Source organism: Flavobacterium sp. W22_SRS_FP1, from assembly GCF_052113685.1.
GTDB lineage: Bacteria > Bacteroidota > Bacteroidia > Flavobacteriales > Flavobacteriaceae > Flavobacterium.
In genome coordinates, this window is record NZ_JBGQOE010000019.1 from 17,511 (window position 1) to 34,735 (window position 17,225).

Annotated in this window: 16 protein-coding genes; 13 read left to right on the top strand and 3 right to left on the bottom strand. The window is 36.5% G+C overall.

What is annotated here, in order from left to right:
- Positions 1-75 precede the first annotated feature (75 nt).
- Positions 76-849 carry a DeoR/GlpR family DNA-binding transcription regulator gene (locus ACEN2H_RS11280; RefSeq protein ID WP_441732450.1) on the bottom strand — a complete coding sequence of 258 codons (774 nt, stop codon included), beginning with the start codon at positions 847-849 and terminating at the stop codon, positions 76-78.
- Positions 850-1,422: 573 nt separating this feature from the next.
- Between ACEN2H_RS11280 and fbp the strand changes: the two genes are divergently transcribed.
- The 13 genes from fbp (at position 1,423) to groL (ending at position 14,817) form a co-directional block, all read left to right on the top strand.
- Entirely contained in the window at positions 1,423-2,442 is a 1,020-nt protein-coding gene (gene fbp, locus ACEN2H_RS11285) for a class 1 fructose-bisphosphatase (protein ID WP_441732451.1), read from the top strand.
- A gap of 472 nt (positions 2,443-2,914) precedes the next feature.
- On the top strand, positions 2,915-4,501 hold the full coding sequence (locus ACEN2H_RS11290; protein WP_441732452.1) for an FAD-dependent oxidoreductase: 1,587 nt from the start codon (positions 2,915-2,917) through the stop codon (positions 4,499-4,501).
- A gap of 34 nt (positions 4,502-4,535) precedes the next feature.
- On the top strand, positions 4,536-6,032 hold the full coding sequence (glpK, locus tag ACEN2H_RS11295) for a glycerol kinase GlpK (RefSeq protein ID WP_441732453.1): 1,497 nt from the start codon (positions 4,536-4,538) through the stop codon (positions 6,030-6,032).
- A 25-nt stretch (positions 6,033-6,057) separates the two neighbouring features.
- Positions 6,058-6,786 carry an MIP/aquaporin family protein gene (locus ACEN2H_RS11300; protein WP_441732454.1) on the top strand — a complete coding sequence of 243 codons (729 nt, stop codon included), beginning with the start codon at positions 6,058-6,060 and terminating at the stop codon, positions 6,784-6,786.
- Positions 6,787-6,810: 24 nt separating this feature from the next.
- Positions 6,811-7,602 (top strand): hypothetical protein, encoded by a 792-nt coding sequence (locus tag ACEN2H_RS11305; RefSeq protein WP_441732455.1) that lies wholly within the window; start codon positions 6,811-6,813, stop codon positions 7,600-7,602.
- A gap of 247 nt (positions 7,603-7,849) precedes the next feature.
- Positions 7,850-9,295, top strand: a complete 1,446-nt coding sequence (miaB, locus tag ACEN2H_RS11310) for a tRNA (N6-isopentenyl adenosine(37)-C2)-methylthiotransferase MiaB (RefSeq protein WP_441732456.1) — start codon at positions 7,850-7,852, stop codon at positions 9,293-9,295.
- A gap of 41 nt (positions 9,296-9,336) precedes the next feature.
- Complete coding sequence (locus ACEN2H_RS11315; protein WP_441732457.1) at positions 9,337-9,483, top strand: hypothetical protein; 147 nt, start codon at positions 9,337-9,339, stop codon at positions 9,481-9,483.
- Between the two features lie 93 nt (positions 9,484-9,576).
- Positions 9,577-10,836, top strand: coding sequence for a sigma-54 interaction domain-containing protein (locus ACEN2H_RS11320; protein ID WP_441732458.1), 1,260 nt, complete (start codon positions 9,577-9,579; stop codon positions 10,834-10,836).
- 66 nt (positions 10,837-10,902) lie between these two features.
- Complete coding sequence (locus tag ACEN2H_RS11325; RefSeq protein WP_441732459.1) at positions 10,903-11,406, top strand: LptE family protein; 504 nt, start codon at positions 10,903-10,905, stop codon at positions 11,404-11,406.
- Positions 11,407-11,521: 115 nt separating this feature from the next.
- Positions 11,522-12,373, top strand: coding sequence for a tetratricopeptide repeat protein (locus ACEN2H_RS11330; RefSeq protein ID WP_441732460.1), 852 nt, complete (start codon positions 11,522-11,524; stop codon positions 12,371-12,373).
- Between the two features lie 3 nt (positions 12,374-12,376).
- Positions 12,377-12,703, top strand: coding sequence for a preprotein translocase subunit SecG (gene secG, locus ACEN2H_RS11335; protein WP_441732461.1), 327 nt, complete (start codon positions 12,377-12,379; stop codon positions 12,701-12,703).
- Positions 12,704-12,835: 132 nt separating this feature from the next.
- Positions 12,836-13,111 (top strand): co-chaperone GroES, encoded by a 276-nt coding sequence (locus ACEN2H_RS11340; protein WP_441732462.1) that lies wholly within the window; start codon positions 12,836-12,838, stop codon positions 13,109-13,111.
- A gap of 77 nt (positions 13,112-13,188) precedes the next feature.
- Positions 13,189-14,817: a chaperonin GroEL gene (groL, locus tag ACEN2H_RS11345; protein ID WP_441732463.1), complete on the top strand. Its 1,629-nt coding sequence runs from the start codon at positions 13,189-13,191 to the stop codon at positions 14,815-14,817.
- A 105-nt stretch (positions 14,818-14,922) separates the two neighbouring features.
- On the opposite strand, the gene ACEN2H_RS11350 is transcribed toward groL, so the two are convergent.
- Both ACEN2H_RS11350 and ACEN2H_RS11355 read right to left on the bottom strand, forming a co-directional pair.
- On the bottom strand, positions 14,923-15,606 hold the full coding sequence (locus ACEN2H_RS11350; RefSeq protein WP_441732464.1) for a DedA family protein: 684 nt from the start codon (positions 15,604-15,606) through the stop codon (positions 14,923-14,925).
- Between the two features lie 238 nt (positions 15,607-15,844).
- Entirely contained in the window at positions 15,845-17,200 is a 1,356-nt protein-coding gene (locus ACEN2H_RS11355; protein ID WP_441732465.1) for an MBL fold metallo-hydrolase RNA specificity domain-containing protein, read from the bottom strand.
- Between the last annotated feature and the right edge of the window lie 25 nt (positions 17,201-17,225).

Below are 17,225 nucleotides of genomic sequence, written 5' to 3' on the forward strand. Positions count from 1 at the left end.
AACCAACAGTATCTTTTAAAACCTACAAAAACCACTTCTTTCACAACTTGTACTCATAATAAGAAGGAGCAAGAATCATCCTTTTCCGGCAATAACTACATTTATGCCTAATTCTTCTAGTTTCGCTTTTGTCGTATTATCAATACCGCTGTCTGTAATTAAAACATCAATTCTATTCAAATTACATATTTTACCAAATCCTCTAATATTCATTTTTGTTGAATCGGCCAATACAATGACCTTCTCGGCGACGTCGATCATTTGTTTATTTAGATGAGCCTCAAGCGCGTTCGACGTACTTAGTCCAAATTCTACATCTACACCATCTGCCCCCAAAAATAATTTGTTACATGAAAATTGCCCTAGAATAGCTTCCGCAATAGGCCCTACAGCAGAAGTTGAGTTATTACGAATATCTCCGCCTAACTGAATTGTATCAATACTTGGTTCTTTACAAAGCTCTAACGAAACCTTTAGGGAAGGCGTAAGCACTGTTAATTTACGGAACCCCTTGATAATCTGAGACAAGTAATGAATATTTGAGCCCGATCCTAATATGATATGGTCATTATTACTTATATACTTTAGTGCCTCTTCTGCAATTTCCTTTTTTTGCCCTACCTGCAATGACTCTTTATCGCTTACATCTCTTTCAAAAGCATAAATAGGTTGTTTACTTGCCCCACCGTGCGTTCGATGTAATAGTTTTTCATTTTCCAAAAAATTAAGGTCCTTTCGTATGGTTACGGTTGAAACATTATGTGTTTCACACAAATCAACCACATTCACATATCCTTTTTGATCTAATTCTTTAAGTATATCCTCTTGCCTTCTATTGATTATAGTCATAATAAGTCCTCTTATTTAATATTTTAGATATTGAAAGATACAAAAATAAAATATACAAATAAACTTCATTTTAGATAAATTAGTTTCATTAACTTTGTAACTCGAAGTATATTGAAATAAAAAAGCATGCTAATCAAAACTAAAGCAACCATAAATAAAGTAAAACGAAGCTAAAGAGATTAAATACAAATATTTTCAGGGCATAACTAACTGACTCGTAGTTACAATTGACTCCACTTGCCGAATCAGTAAAGCCAGACTTGTTATAGCTGCGAATGTTGCGAAAGAAACACTAATTAAAGACATTAAATTAGATCGCAAGGTACAATGAACCCTCGTACAACACTACGTACATTTTAATTATAAAAACTAGACAAAAGGAGGATAATTAGTCGGATATCCTGGCTGTCAATCGAAAACCTTTCATTTACAATTTTAAATGGCAATTGGTTAGAGGGATTTCAAAATATAACAAATAGACCTTTTTAATAATAATATCAAAAAAAGTATTAAACAAAACACACACCACAAGAACCAAAATTAAAATCTAAAAACAACCACAACTATTTCATCATGAAGGAACACAATAAAACTTTAGGAGAATTTATCATAGAAAATCAAGCGGCTTTTAAATATTCGTCGGGTGAATTATCACGGATCATTAATTCGATTCGTCTGGCCGCTAAAGTAGTCAGTTACAAAGTAAGCAAAGCAGGTCTGGTAGACATCATTGGGGCAGCAGGCGCTCAAAATATTCAAGGAGAAGACCAACAAAAATTAGATGTTTACGCTAATGAAGTTTTTATACAAACCCTAATAAATAGAGAAATTGTATGCGGCATCGCCTCTGAAGAGAATGATGAATTTATAACTGTGGAGGGAAGCGATAAAAGTCACAATAATAAATACGTCGTTTTAATAGATCCGCTTGATGGATCATCAAACATTGATGTAAACGTTTCAGTAGGGACAATTTTTTCAGTTTTCAGGAGAATCACTCCAATCGGAACTCCAGTGACGCTAGAAGATTTTCTACAACCTGGAATCAATCAGGTTGCCGCCGGTTACGTCATTTACGGGACCTCAACTATGTTGGTTTACACAACAGGTTGCGGTGTAAATGGTTTTACATTGAACCCAGCTATTGGAACATTTTATTTATCCCACCCCAATATGCAATTCCCAAAAGACGGAAATATATATTCTACAAACGAAGGGAATTATGCTTATTTTCCTCAGGGGGTAAAAGATTATATCAAATATTGTCAGGTTGAGGAGGACGAGAGACCTTATACTTCGAGATACATTGGAAGTTTAGTTGCTGACATTCATAGGAATATGATAAAAGGCGGAGTATACATATATTCAACTATTACAACAGCACCAAAAGGAAAATTACGACTGCTTTATGAATGTAACCCGATAGCATTCATAGCAGAACAAGCTGGAGGAAAAGCATCGGATAGCTTCAATCGAATAATGGAGATAATCCCCACTGAATTGCACGAAAGAGCACCATTCTTTTGCGGGAGTTATAATATGGTCGAAAAAGTGGAAGATTTCATGCTCAAAGCAAAATTGAGCAAATACTAAAAGCGGAACGACTACTGATTACGCTCTTTCACACAAGAAACTGTGGCTGTCCGAAAAACACCTTTCGAACAGCCTCTTTTCTTTGGTGTTATTTTATTCAGTCTAAAACCGGTATTTACCACCAATATTTATTTCAAAACTACCAATAGCCTCATTCCTGTATTCAACTTGAGTACTTTACGGAAGCACTTCATTCTGCGAAGGAATCAGCAACTTTCTTATAGTTACGATTTAAACATTAGATATTTAATGCAAATCAACACTATTCACAAATTATTTCTGCTCGTACTCAGTAAACACTCTACTCACCACCAATATAAAAGGACCTAAAAATAAGTAATAATCATATTTTAACAGTAAAAATGTGAAAAACGAAAAAATAAAATAGAAAAATACGAAAATTCTCTTTGTACTTTCATTTAGTTTCACTTACTTTGTTTTAAGAAAGATTTAAATACAAAAAGAATATATTATGAAACGTCACGAACAGATATCCAAATTAAATGAAACAAAAGAATGGGATGTGATCGTCATTGGTGGTGGAGCGAGCGGTCTTGGGACTGCACTTGACGCCGCAAGTCGAGGTTACAAAACTATTCTAGTCGAAGCGGTGGATTTCGCAAAAGGAACCTCTAGCAGAAGCACTAAATTAGTTCACGGTGGAGTGCGCTACCTTGAGCAGGGTGACGTGTCTCTAGTTAGAGAAGCCCTAAAAGAAAGAGGCTTAATGGCCCTAAACGCAGGTCATCTTGTTAAAAATCAATCTTTTGTTATCCCTAACTACAATTGGTGGGGTGGTTATTTTTACACCATAGGACTTAGCATTTACGATATGTTAGCCGGCAAATTAAGTTTAGGTAAATCTCAATATATCTCAAAGAAAAAAACAATTGAACTATTACCCACTATTGAGCAAAAAGGATTAGTAAGCGGCGTCTTGTATCAAGATGGTCAATTTGATGACTCACGCTTAGCTATAAATATAGCTCAGACCGCAGTAGAAAATGGAGCCTGCCTTTTAAACTATACTAAAGTTGTAAATCTCTTAAAAGATAACGATAACCAAGTAACTGGTGTTCAGGTTAAAAATCAAGAAACTGGAGAGTTGTTTGATCTAAAAGGAAAAGCTGTCATAAATGCCACTGGTGTTTTCACCAACTCAATTATGAAGTTAAATGATACTGTTTATAAAAAATACATTGTTCCAAGTCAGGGAATTCACCTCGTTTTTGACAAATCGTTCCTTCCCAGTGACCACGCTTTAATGATCCCTAAAACAAGTGACGGGAGAGTTTTATTTGCAGTACCTTGGCATGAAAAAATTGTTGTAGGAACAACAGACACATTGATCAAAAGTCACAGTTTGGAACCTATCGCACTAGAACAAGAAATTGACTTTGTTCTAGAAACCGCTCAAAGGTTCTTAGAAAAAAAACCCACACGCGCTGATGTATTATCAGTTTTCGCAGGATTGAGACCGCTTGCTGCACCTGAAAAAGAGGGTAAAAGCACTAAAGAAGTGTCAAGGAGCCATAAAATAATTGTTTCTGACACTGGGCTGATTACCATCACTGGAGGTAAATGGACGACGTATCGAAAAATTGCCGAAGATATTATTGACAAAGCTATCACTGTTCGTCATTTACCTAAGAGAGATTGTAAAACAGAAAATATATCCATTCACGGAAATACTAAAACAAGCACCGTTGATCGTAAAAATCACCTATATATCTACGGAACTGATATTCCAAAAATAATAGAATTACAAAATCAACGACCTGAATTAAAACAAAAGCTACATCCAGATTACGACTATACAATGGCAGAAGTTGTGTGGGCAATACGTCATGAGATGGCAAGAACAATTGACGATGTACTATCGAGGAGAGTACGTCTCTTATTCTTAGATGCTCGTGCAGCGATAGCAGTTTCAGAAAAAGTAGCACAATTGCTTGCTGAAGAACTTGGATACGACGAAACCTGGGCAAAAGACCAAGCAGTTCAATTTAAAAAACTTGCAAACGGATTTCTTTTACCAGAATTTCAAATTAATAATTAATAAGCCTATTAACAAACCAAAAAAAACGCCGACTATGAAAAACAAATTAATTTTAGCACTTGACCAAGGAACAACATCCTCAAGAGCAATTGTCTTTAACCACAGTGGAGATATTGTAAGTGTATCTCAAAAAGATTTTACGCAAATATTTCCAAAACCAGGATGGGTAGAACATGACCCTAAAGAAATATGGTCTTCACAGATTAGTGTAGCCGCAGAAGTTATTGCAAAAGTTGGAGTTTCCGGAAAAGAAATAGCGGCTATTGGAATTACTAATCAAAGAGAAACTACTATAGTTTGGGATAGAGAAACCAGTGAGCCAATATATAACGCCATTGTCTGGCAAGACCGTAGAACTGCAAAATATTGTGACGAGCTGAAAGAGCAAGGACATGCAGACATGATTAAGAAAAAGACAGGTTTAGTTCTAGACGCCTATTTTTCTGGAACCAAAGTAAAATGGATTCTTGACAACGTGGAAGGGGCCCGTGAAAAAGCTGAAGCAGGAAAACTTTGTTTTGGAACAGTTGACACTTGGCTAATCTGGAAATTGACAAGAGGTGAAAAATTTATGACTGATGTTTCAAATGCAAGTCGTACTCTATTATTAAATATTCACACTTTAGAATGGGATACTGAATTACTAGAATTGTTCAACATTCCAAAAGCAATGTTGCCAGAAGTACATCAAAGCAGCGAAGTTTATTGCGAAACTGCGACAACTCTCTTCTCCACAAAAATACCAATTGCAGGAGTTGCAGGAGATCAACAAGCAGCTTTATTTGGTCAATTATGTACAGAACCAGGAATGGCCAAAAACACTTATGGAACAGGTTGTTTTATGTTAATGAATACAGGTGAAAAACCCGTTTATTCTGATAACAATCTGCTGACTACTGTAGCATGGAAAATTAACGGAAAAACCACTTACGCATTAGAAGGAAGTGTTTTCGTAGGCGGAGCAGCGGTACAATGGTTAAGAGATGGCGCAAAAATGATCGATTCTGCCGAAGAAATTGAAACTTTAGCGTTAAAAGTACCAGACAATGGCGGTGTCTATTTTGTGCCTGCACTGACTGGTCTTGGTGCACCGCATTGGGATCAATATGCCAGAGGTGCAATCGTAGGAATTACAAGAGGAACCACAAATGCACATATTGCACGTGCCACTCTTGAAGGAATTGCTTACCAAGTATACGACTTAGTTAAAGCCATGGAAGCTGATTTTGGCAAAAAGGGAACCGAATTAAGGGTCGACGGAGGAGCTGCTACCAATAATTTAATGATGCAATTCCAATCAGATTTATTTGACTTTAAAGTCATAAGACCTAAAACACTTGAGACAACTGCCTTAGGAGCGGCTTATTTGGCAGGGCTAGCTGTAGGATACTGGGATAGTGTTGATGAGCTACAAGAACAATGGTCGATAGACCGCGAATTTAATCCAGAAATGTCGAGAAATGAAGCCGATAAATTAGTATACAGCTGGCATAAAGCTGTGGGACGTGCTTCAAACTGGATCGAGGACTAATTGTAATTCATAAAAAACACTACAGATGACACCATTTATAGCAGAAATTCTCGGTACGATGTTAATGATTTTATTAGGCAACGGAGTAGTTGCAAACGTAGTACTAAAAGGAACGAAAGGAAACAATTCAGGGTGGATTGTAATAACTACAGCCTGGGCATTTGCCGTTTTTGTGGGTGTAGTCGTCGCGGGGCCTGTAAGCGGGGCGCATTTAAATCCTATAGTAACGCTTGGACTAGCGCTTGTTGGTAAATTTGCTTGGAGTCAAGTGACAACTTATGTTTTAGCTCAAATGATTGGAGCCATGATTGGAGCATTCCTAGTTTGGTTATCACACAAAGATCATTTTGCTGCAACCGATGACGAAGGCGCAAAATTAGCTTGTTTTAGCACAGGTCCAGCGATTCGCAATTATTCCTCTAACTTGATTAGCGAAATCATAGGAACTTTTGTACTTATTTTTGTAATTTTTTATCTAGCCGGTCCCGATGTAAGCATTGCAGTGGCTGCTGACGCTAAAATTGGATTAGGATCAATAGGCGCTCTTCCCGTTGCAATTCTGGTTTGGGCTATAGGATTAAGTTTAGGAGGCACGACAGGCTACGCGATTAATCCAGCAAGAGACTTAGGTCCTAGAATTGTACATTCTTTACTTATGAAAGGGAGCAGTGACTGGAGCTATGCTTGGGTTCCCATTGTAGGACCAATCATAGGATCAAGCTTAGCTGCGTTATCTTATTTAATGCTTATCTAAAAGCCCCACTTTAAAAAATAAAAAATGAAAAATTTTATAATTGCCGCTGTAATCTCACTTACAGGGTTAGCGGGATACGCCCAGAAAACAACAGTTTCAGCTAGTATTGATGCAGCAACAGAGATCACAAGTCCTAGTAGTCTAGATTTTAATGTGGGTGTAGCAACCAGCCATTTATGGAGAGGTTTAGTAATAAACGACGGAATGACCGCCATGGGATTTGTTCATTTAGCATTAGATAAAAATCAACATTTCACTACTGGAGTCTGGGGTGGAGCGGGATTTGACGGAGACTACCGAGAAATAAACTACTATGTGCAGTACCAAAAAAATAATTTATCGATTGCAATATGGAATTTATTTAATACCACTGGAATAGCGAGCCCTGAAGTATTTAATTACGACAAACTTACAACCACGCACATTATAGACTTAAGAACATCATATCGTTTTCCAAAAGCATTCCCAATGCGCATTGAAGCAGACGTATTTCTTTACACGGGCAAGAATGATCGTGAATTAGATGCTAACAATAACTATAACAGCAGATACTCTACTTATGTAGAATTAAGCTATCCTGTTGTTGAAAACCAAAAAGTAAATGTAAGCCTTTATGTAGGAGGGGTATTTGCGTTTGATGGAAGTTCAAATTTATACAGAGCAGATCAAAGTAAAGATTTTGGAATTGTAAATACGGGGTTCAGGCTTACCAAAGATATTTCAGTGTTAAATTACAAGCTACCCGTTTCTGCAACAGCGATGTGGAATCCCGCCAACAAAATTGCTAGATTACAATTAGCCGTTAGTTTGTTTTAATTTCTCAATTTTTTTGTTCAAACTTGTTTACTGAAAACTCTCTTATATTTTTAAGAGAGTTTTTTTTTAGTACTAAAACGGTCGTTCGTAATCGTCCTAGATAGCATGAAAAGTTAAGGTCAGCTCTAGAATGAGTATACTTACCTAGACTTAAAACATTGTTAATTCTTCGTCTGACATCTTGTCAGATTCATGCAAATAATTGTACCTTTGACAACTTATAAAAACACTGTTTTGAAAGTGACCTATGGAAAAGATTATTGAAGAAAGCAAACAAGGAGAAAGCCTTGTTTTAGAAAACAAACCCGAGAATACAAAAAAACTATTTATAGAAAGCTATGGCTGTGCGATGAACTTTTCCGATAGTGAAATTGTAGCTTCCATATTATCCGTAAACGGATACAACACAACGCAAGTTCTAGAAGAAGCTGATTTGGTTTTGGTCAACACTTGTTCCATCCGGGACAAAGCAGAACAAACCGTTCGTAAACGTTTAGAGAAATACAATGCTGTGAAACGTATAAATCCGAAAATGAAAGTTGGCGTTTTGGGCTGTATGGCAGAACGTTTAAAAACTCAGTTTCTAGAGGAAGAGAAAATCGTTGACCTTGTGGTAGGCCCTGATGCCTATAAAGATTTACCGAACCTTCTGCAAGAAGTAGAAGAAGGCAGGAATGCAATTAACGTGATTTTGTCTAAAGACGAGACCTACGGCGATATTTCGCCCGTTCGTTTGATGAGTAATGGAATTACAGCCTTGGTTTCAATCACGCGTGGTTGCGATAATATGTGTACGTTTTGTGTGGTACCTTTTACCCGCGGACGAGAACGCAGTCGCGAACCGCAAAGCATCATGAAAGAAATCCAAGACTTATGGGACAAGGGCTTTAAAGAAATTACGCTTTTGGGGCAAAATGTTGACAGTTATCTCTGGTACGGAGGTGGTTTGAAAAAAGACTTCATCGCCGCTACAGAAATGCAAAAGGCAACTGCAGTAGATTTTGATCAATTACTGGAAATGACCGCCGTTAGTTTTCCAAAAATGCGCATTCGATTTTCGACCTCCAACCCGCAAGATATGCACGAAAGTGTGCTACACGTGATTGCAAAATACCCAAATATCTGCAAACACATCCACTTACCCGTTCAATCAGGAAGCAATCGAATTTTGAAGGAAATGAATCGTTTGCATACTCGTGAGGAATACATGAGCTTGATTGATAAAATAAGAGCGATCATTCCCAACGGCTCAATCTCACAAGATATGATTGCTGGCTTTCCAACCGAAACCGAACAAGACCACAAAGACACTTTGAGTCTAATGGAATACGTGAAGTATAACTTTGGTTATATGTACTCTTACTCAGAACGTCCAGGAACATTAGCGGGAAGAAAAATGGACGATGATGTAACGGATCAAGTTAAGGCTAGAAGGTTACAAGAAATTGTAGACTTCCAACAAAAGCATGCTTGGTCGCGCTCTGAAGAGTTTATTGGTCAAACTGTTGAAGTATTAGTCGAGAAAGTTTCTAAAAAATCAACTGAAGAATTCTCTGGCAGAAACTCACAAAGTATCACGGTAGTTTTTCCAAAAGAGAATTATAAAATTGGTGACTTTGTCAATGTCAAAATTACGAGCTGCACAAGTGGTACTCTAAAAGGAGAAGCAACTGGTTTAAGCGAGATGAATTAGAACACTTAACTACGAATTTGATTAATTTAAGACAAAATAAGATGTTGAAAAGAAACATAATAATAGGTTTACTTACATTTATAATTGGATTCGCAGTCACATTTTACATTATCAGAACCTATTTCCCCAAGGATAAAGTTGAAAAAACAGCTCCTTCAGAAGACACCGCAAAAAAACCACAACAGTAACAACATTTTATTTAATTATAAAAAAGTTGAAATTTAAAGTTTGTTCGGCAACTTGAAACTTTAAACCAAAAAACTTTAAACCAAATACAGAACATGGATACAGTTCAAGCTACAAAACAGCGATTTGAGATTATCGGGAATGATCCGAAATTGAATCGTGCCATAGAAAAAGCAATTCAGGTCGCCCCTACTGATATATCAGTACTAGTAGTGGGTGAAAGCGGAGTAGGAAAGGAAAGTATCCCAAAAATCATACACTCCCTTTCTCATAGAAAGCACGGTAAATATATTGCGGTAAACTGTGGTGCAATTCCAGAAGGAACCATTGATAGCGAGCTTTTTGGCCACGAAAAAGGAGCTTTTACAGGAGCTACAAGTACCCGTGAAGGTTATTTTGAAGTAGCTAATGGCGGAACTATCTTTCTTGATGAAGTAGGCGAATTACCTCTGACAACTCAGGTCAGACTGCTTCGTGTGCTAGAAAATGGGGAGTTTATCAAAGTGGGGTCTTCACAAGTTCAAAAAACGAATGTAAGAATTGTGGCTGCCACCAATGTGAATTTATTTGACGCAATCGAAAAAGGAAAATTTCGTGAAGATTTATATTACAGACTAAGTACAGTCGACATCCCTTTACCCCCTTTGAGGGACCGGAAAGACGACATCCATCTACTGTTCAGAAAATTTGCCGCTGATTTTGCGCACAAATACAAAATGCCCCCGTTGAAACTAGATGAAGAGGCTGTTCTTGTATTACAAAAATTTCGCTGGAGCGGAAACATTCGTCAGTTGCGAAATGTAGCCGAACAAATTTCCGTGTTGGAAACCAATCGAGACATCACTGCTGCGACTTTACAATCGTATTTACCTACTGAAGGTGCTAATTTCCCTTCTGTAATAAAGCAGAAAAAAAACGAAAGCGATTTTAGCAACGAAAGAGAAATTTTGTACAAAGTGCTTTTTGATATGAAAAGCGACTTGCATGATTTAAAAAAACTCACATTAGAGTTAATGGAAAGCGGCAGTTCTAAAGTGCAGGAAACTAATAAAAACTTGATTACCAAAATATATGGCTCAAAAGAAAATGACAGCGAAATAGATTTCGAAGAAGAGCCCAGGACCGCCTTGCTTTCTAGCCAAAACAAAGAGGAACCATACCCGCAGAATGATGACAATTATCTTTTTGCAGAAACTGTTGAAGAGGAAGAAGAAGTCTTGAGGTTAGAGCAAAAAGAAATTGAAATGATTAAAAAATCATTAGAAAAGAATAAGGGAAAAAGGAAAGCAGCTGCAGACGAATTAGGCATTTCAGAAAGAACTTTATACCGAAAAATAAAACAATTCGACCTTTAAAGTATTGATAAATGCTCATTACAAATTGTCAATTAAATTTGAATATCTTTGAATTTTAAATATAAAATGAAAAACTTACACCTCATCACTGCTTTTGTATTACTTTTTAGTTTAAATAGCTGTTCCGTTTACAACTTTACGGGAACTGGTAAAATTGATGCAAAAACCTTTCAAGTTAATTTTTTTCAAAATAATTCAGATCTTATTGAACCTGGAATAGACAGAACATTCACACTCAACTTGCAGGATCTTATTCAGAACCAAACCAATTTAAACTTGGTGAAAAGTGGTGGCGATTTAATTTATGAAGGCGAAATCGTTGACTACAGAATAAGCCCCATGACAGCTACCGCTGATCAACAGGCATCTCAAAACCGTTTGAACATTAGGGTAAATGTGCGATTTACCAATAAAAATAAGGAAATCGATAATTTTGAGAAGACATTTAATTTCTTTTACGATTATCCAGCAACAACTCAACTAAACGGAACAATTTTAAATACCGCATTAGATGAAATATTTCTAAGAATAACTCAAGACATCTTTAATGAATCACTCGCTAAGTGGTAATAAAAAGTTGTTAGCGGCTATTCTAGTGTTCAATCTATAAGCACAACAAAAACTGAATGCCTCTGGAAGCTTTCAGGAACCAAACACCGATTACTTAATACTGAACAGTCAAAAAATGAACGTAACAGATTACACTTACTTAATTAACAAACCAAATGCTGTTACCGAGCCCCAAACCCAGGCTTTGGAAAAGGTACTGGCTGAGTTTCCTTATTTTCAGAGCGCAAGAGCTTTGCGATTAAAAGGCCTTTACAACCAAAATAGTTTTAAGTATAATTCCGCTTTAAAAGTAACGGCTGCATATACAACTGACAGAACGGTCTTGTTTGATTTCATTACCTCGGATACATTTATCGCTATTCAAAAAGACCTATACGACAAGAAAACACTTGAACTTCTTGATATAAATGTAATTGATGATGAACTAATCGTTGTCGAAAAAAAGCAGGAACTCAAAGTGAATACTTTAGAACAATCAATGCTAACATCCATTAAAGAGGCTTCCACTATTAAAGTTGAAGAAATTCACAAAGAATCTGAGGACAAGTTGGCTATAGGTAAGCCTTTGGATTTCTCGAAAAATGAAAAACATTCTTTTCAGGAATGGCTTCAGCTTTCAAGAACCCAGCCTATAGACCGAACGAATGAAACAATAAAAAGCGACAAAGCAGTTCAACAGGAAAAGAATAAGACGAAAAAATCCGCATTAATCGATAAGTTTATTCAAGCAAGCCCAAAGATATCTCCAGTCAAACACGGAGTAGCTTCAACCGCACGTGTTGACATCAATGAAGAAGATCATTCGTACTTAATGACAGAAACATTAGCCCGCGTCTATTTGGAACAAAAAAAATATCAAAAAGCGATTCAAGCTTATGGAATATTAATTTTGAAATATCCAGAAAAAAGTAGTTTCTTTGCTGACCGTATAGCGGATATTAAGATTTTACAACAAAATAATAATTAAACAATGAGCACATTTTCAATTTTTTTAGTTTTAATAACAATAGTTTGTTTCCTACTAGTTGTAGTAATAATGGTTCAAAACCCTAAAGGTGGCGGACTTTCTTCTACTTTAGGAGGATCGACTCAAATGGGTGGAGTTCAAAAAACAACTGACTTTTTAGACAAGAGTACATGGACATTAGCTACAGTATTAATCGCACTAATTTTACTGTCAAGTTTAAGCTTCACAGGAACATTGAGCGGATCGGACTCCAAAATAATTGACAATACACAAACTGCTGCTCCTGTAGCCCCAGTTGCACCGGTACAAAACGCACCAGCTGCAGAATAAATCATAACGCAAAATATACTAAGTGCCAGCCTGTCAAAGCTGGCATTTTTTATAAGAAATTATGTCACACTTTAGAGACTGGCACAATTTCTGAACTTTAAAATGCATTAACAAAAACAAAAAGATAAAATCATGGCTTTAAACATTAAACCACTTTCTGACCGCGTTCTTATAGAACCAGTTGCTGCTGAAACCAAAACTGCGTCAGGAATTTTTATTCCAGATACCGCGAAAGAAAAACCACAAAAAGGAACTGTAGTTGCAGTTGGAAATGGCACTAAAGAACATACAATGACTGTGAAAATCGGCGACAGTGTTCTTTACGGAAAATATGCTGGCACTGAATTGAAATTAGAAGGGAAAGACTATCTAATTATGCGTGAAGATGATATTCTAGCAATCGTCTAGTTTTCAAAAAAAAATAGAAAAAACAAACATTCTACAAACTTGAAAGCATACACTTTCAAACATTAAACAACAAACAAATGGCAAAAGATATAAAATTTGATATAGAAGCACGCGACGGACTAAAACGCGGTGTTGATGCATTAGCAAATGCTGTAAAGGTAACTCTAGGACCAAAAGGTCGTAATGTAATCATTGGAAAGTCATTTGGCGGACCAACGGTAACAAAAGATGGTGTTACAGTTGCAAAAGAAATCGAACTAAAAGACCCATTGGAAAACATGGGAGCTCAAATGGTAAAAGAAGTTGCTTCTAAAACCAATGATTTAGCAGGAGACGGAACAACAACTGCAACCGTTTTGGCACAGGCCATCGTAAAAGAAGGTTTAAAAAATGTTGCTGCTGGAGCTAATCCAATGGATTTGAAACGCGGTATCGACAAAGCTGTTGAAGCAATTGTTGCAGATTTAGCAAAACAATCTAAAGTGGTAGGTACTGATTCAGATAAAATCAAACAAATCGCTTCTATTTCTGCTAATAATGACGAAGTGATTGGTGAGTTAATCGCTACAGCATTCTCCAAAGTTGGAAAAGAGGGTGTTATCACAGTTGAAGAAGCAAAAGGAACAGACACATATGTGGATGTTGTGGAAGGAATGCAGTTTGACAGAGGATATCTTTCTCCATATTTCGTTACCAATTCTGAAAAGATGGAAGTGGAATTAGAGGATCCATATATATTATTATATGACAAAAAAGTTTCTTCTCTAAAAGAATTACTACCGGTTCTTGAGCCAGTAGCGCAATCGGGGAAACCATTATTGATTATTGCTGAAGATGTAGATGGAGAAGCATTATCAACATTGGTAGTAAACAAGCTTCGTGGGGCTTTGAAAATCGCTGCTGTAAAAGCACCGGGTTTTGGAGATAGAAGAAAAGCAATGCTTGAAGATATTGCCATTTTAACTGGCGGAACTGTTATCTCTGAAGAAAGAGGATACACTCTTGAAAATACAACTCTTGAAATGTTAGGTACTGCAAAAAAAGTAACTATCAATAAAGACAATACAACTGTCGTTAGCGGTGCTGGTGAAGCTGACATGATCAAAAATCGTGTAAACCAAATCAAAGGTCAAATGGAAGCTACAACATCTGACTATGACAAGGAAAAATTACAAGAACGTTTGGCAAAATTAGCTGGTGGTGTTGCTGTCCTTTACGTAGGCGCTGCATCTGAAGTGGAAATGAAAGAGAAAAAAGACAGAGTTGACGATGCGCTACATGCTACTCGTGCTGCCGTTGAAGAAGGAATTGTTGCTGGTGGTGGAGTTGCTTTACTAAGAGCTAAAAAAGCCTTGAGCGCTATAAAAGCTGATAATGCAGACGAAGCTACTGGAATCCAAATTATATCTCGAGCAGTAGAATCACCATTAAGAACCATTGTTGAAAACGCAGGTCTTGAGGGTTCTGTAGTTGTTGCAAAAGTAGCTGAAGGAAAAGGCGACTTTGGTTACAATGCTAAAACAGACGAATATGTTGATATGCTAAAAGCTGGTATTATCGATCCTAAAAAAGTGACTCGCGTAGCATTAGAAAATGCAGCATCTGTTGCTGGGATGATATTAACAACCGAATGTGCTTTGATCGATATTAAGGAAGAGAACGGTGGTGGAAGCCCAATGGGTGGTGGTATGCCAGGAATGATGTAATTCCAATCTATTTATCATAAAAAAATCCGTTCACTTAAAAGTGAACGGATTTTTTATTTAGTATACAATTGGAAATAAAGACAAACTTTTAAATCCGATTTTTTTTTAATCTTCTGTATTCGGACGTTTTTTCGCGAACTTTAAAATTACTGGCGAAAGAGTAATAATCACTAATACGATTACAATAAGTTCGATATGTTCCTTTAAATCTATTTGGTAATTGTCAAGCAAGAAACCATATAAATAATGTCCTGAAAATATTAAAGTAAAAGACCAAAGAAATGAACTTACCACATTATAAAACATAAACTTCTTTTTATCCATAGTTACAATTCCTGCAACTATAGGCGCAAAAGTCCTGAATATTGGCAAAAACCTCGCGAAGATGATAGCTCTACCTCCATGTCGTTCAAAAAAATCTTTAGACGAAACAAGATATTTTTTCTTAAACCAAAAACTATCTTTCTTATTGTATAAGTAATAGCCACTCTTTGAACCAAACCAATATCCCACTATATTACCCAAAATACCTGCTACTGCAATTATTGTTGACAAGAGCATAACATTTAGAAAATCGCTATTTATAAAAAATATGTTTTCTATCAATTCGCGACTGTAAATCCCCGCTAAGAAAAGTAAACTGTCGCCAGGCAAAAAGAAACCGGCAAACAATCCTGTTTCTGCAAAAATTATAAATAATACGATATAAATCCCTAGTTTTATTCCGTTCACATCAAAGTGAATATAAAAAAGGGGGTCTATTAAATTCTTCCAATCAAAGCTATTCATTCCTTGGGGTTTTTATGCTAAATTAATTCGTGCGTGAAAGTAAGGAATAATTTATTTTAACCACAGTTTATTGAATAATTTTAAAGTTTAATTAACGGTCGACACAATCTCATTATTAATCAAAAGCAAATCATTCCTGCTTTTATTAGAGAAATAAACTGTCTTGCTCAAAACAATTAGATTTAATGCAACTCGACTGCCTCTTTCTTGGAGGATAATTAATTTCAAATTAGAACAATTAGATTTCAAACTCTTGGCCCATCAGCGGAACAGAACAATCAAAACCATATCGCTCTATAATTTTAATTCGCAACTCATCTGCAGGTTGATTTTCGCCGTGAACCAAGAACACTTTTTCAGGTTTGTTTTCCAAAGCCGAAAGCCAATTAAGTAAATCTTTTTGATCCCCGTGTGCAGACAAACCTTCTATCTCAAGGATCTTTGCCTTTACTTGATAATATTTCCCATATATTTTGACCTCTTTAGCCCCTTCTAACAACTTCCTACCACGCGTCCCTTCTGCTTGATATCCCACAATAACCACTGTAGTTTCTGGCAACTCAATATAGCGTTCTAGATAACTTAACACTCTTCCGCCAGTCACCATGCCACTCGCTGCAATTACTACTTTAGGTCTCTTATTGTATATTGTATCAATAGTATCCTTATAATCCGAAATCATGGTAAACATTTTACCTATGGCAACGCACTCTTCGATTGACAATTTATGCCATTTCAAATTATCAAAAAAAATATCAAACGCACTCACTCCCATAGGCGAATCAATTACATAAGGAATGTTAGGAATTTTATCTTCTTTCCTGAGCTGCCACAATAAATACATCACCGTTTGCGCTCTCTCCACTGCAAAACTTGGAATAATAACTGTACCTCCATTTTCAACCGTATTGTTAATATACATTTCCAACTCCAGCTTGACGTCCGAAATTGGATGCATCCGGTTTCCATAGGTGCTTTCAAGAAACACATAATCAGCATTTTTAGGCTTGGTAGGCGGATACATCAAAGCATCATTATCTCGACCAACATCTCCAGAAAACACCAAGGCTTTATTCTCTATTGTTAACTCAATACTACAAGCCCCGATAATATGACCAGCGTTGAAAAAAACGGCGTTAATTTCCGCATCCAAGGGAACGTCCTCATTTATTTTTACAACCCTAAAATGAGGGAATACCTTTTCAGCTTGCTCAATATTATAAAGGGGCTGTGCAATTTCATGTTTAGAATATTTAGCTTTATTCGCTTTTTCAGCTTCTTCTTCCTGTATCTTGGCGCTATCTAGCAAAATTAGCTTTGCAATTGCCTTTGTCGGTGCGCTACAGTAAATTTTTCCACGAAACCCTTGATCTACTAATCTCGGCAACCAACCGCAATGATCTAAATGACCGTGGGTCAAGAGGACAAAGTCAATTGTTGAAGCCAGAATTGATAAAGGTTCCCAATTGAGTTCTCTTAAAGGTTTAATTCCCTGAAAAAGACCACAATCTATCAAAATTCGTATACCTTTACTTTCAACTAATATTTTTGAACCTGTCACTGTTCCTGCTCCACCAATAAATTTTACTTTCATGATCTTGTTATTAAGTTTAATAAAT

Coding starts and splice junctions, on each gene's coding strand:
- ACEN2H_RS11315 (WP_441732457.1), top strand. CDS start 9,337: ATGTTGAAAAGAAACATAATAATAGGTTTACTTACATTTATAATTGGA.
- groL (WP_441732463.1), top strand. CDS start 13,189: ATGGCAAAAGATATAAAATTTGATATAGAAGCACGCGACGGACTAAAA.
- ACEN2H_RS11305 (WP_441732455.1), top strand. CDS start 6,811: ATGAAAAATTTTATAATTGCCGCTGTAATCTCACTTACAGGGTTAGCG.
- ACEN2H_RS11325 (WP_441732459.1), top strand. CDS start 10,903: ATGAAAAACTTACACCTCATCACTGCTTTTGTATTACTTTTTAGTTTA.
- ACEN2H_RS11330 (WP_441732460.1), top strand. CDS start 11,522: ATGAACGTAACAGATTACACTTACTTAATTAACAAACCAAATGCTGTT.
- glpK (WP_441732453.1), top strand. CDS start 4,536: ATGAAAAACAAATTAATTTTAGCACTTGACCAAGGAACAACATCCTCA.
- ACEN2H_RS11350 (WP_441732464.1), bottom strand. CDS start 15,606: ATGAATAGCTTTGATTGGAAGAATTTAATAGACCCCCTTTTTTATATT.
- ACEN2H_RS11355 (WP_441732465.1), bottom strand. CDS start 17,200: ATGAAAGTAAAATTTATTGGTGGAGCAGGAACAGTGACAGGTTCAAAA.
- ACEN2H_RS11320 (WP_441732458.1), top strand. CDS start 9,577: ATGGATACAGTTCAAGCTACAAAACAGCGATTTGAGATTATCGGGAAT.
- ACEN2H_RS11280 (WP_441732450.1), bottom strand. CDS start 849: ATGACTATAATCAATAGAAGGCAAGAGGATATACTTAAAGAATTAGAT.
- ACEN2H_RS11290 (WP_441732452.1), top strand. CDS start 2,915: ATGAAACGTCACGAACAGATATCCAAATTAAATGAAACAAAAGAATGG.
- miaB (WP_441732456.1), top strand. CDS start 7,850: ATGGAAAAGATTATTGAAGAAAGCAAACAAGGAGAAAGCCTTGTTTTA.
- secG (WP_441732461.1), top strand. CDS start 12,377: ATGAGCACATTTTCAATTTTTTTAGTTTTAATAACAATAGTTTGTTTC.
- ACEN2H_RS11340 (WP_441732462.1), top strand. CDS start 12,836: ATGGCTTTAAACATTAAACCACTTTCTGACCGCGTTCTTATAGAACCA.
- ACEN2H_RS11300 (WP_441732454.1), top strand. CDS start 6,058: ATGACACCATTTATAGCAGAAATTCTCGGTACGATGTTAATGATTTTA.
- fbp (WP_441732451.1), top strand. CDS start 1,423: ATGAAGGAACACAATAAAACTTTAGGAGAATTTATCATAGAAAATCAA.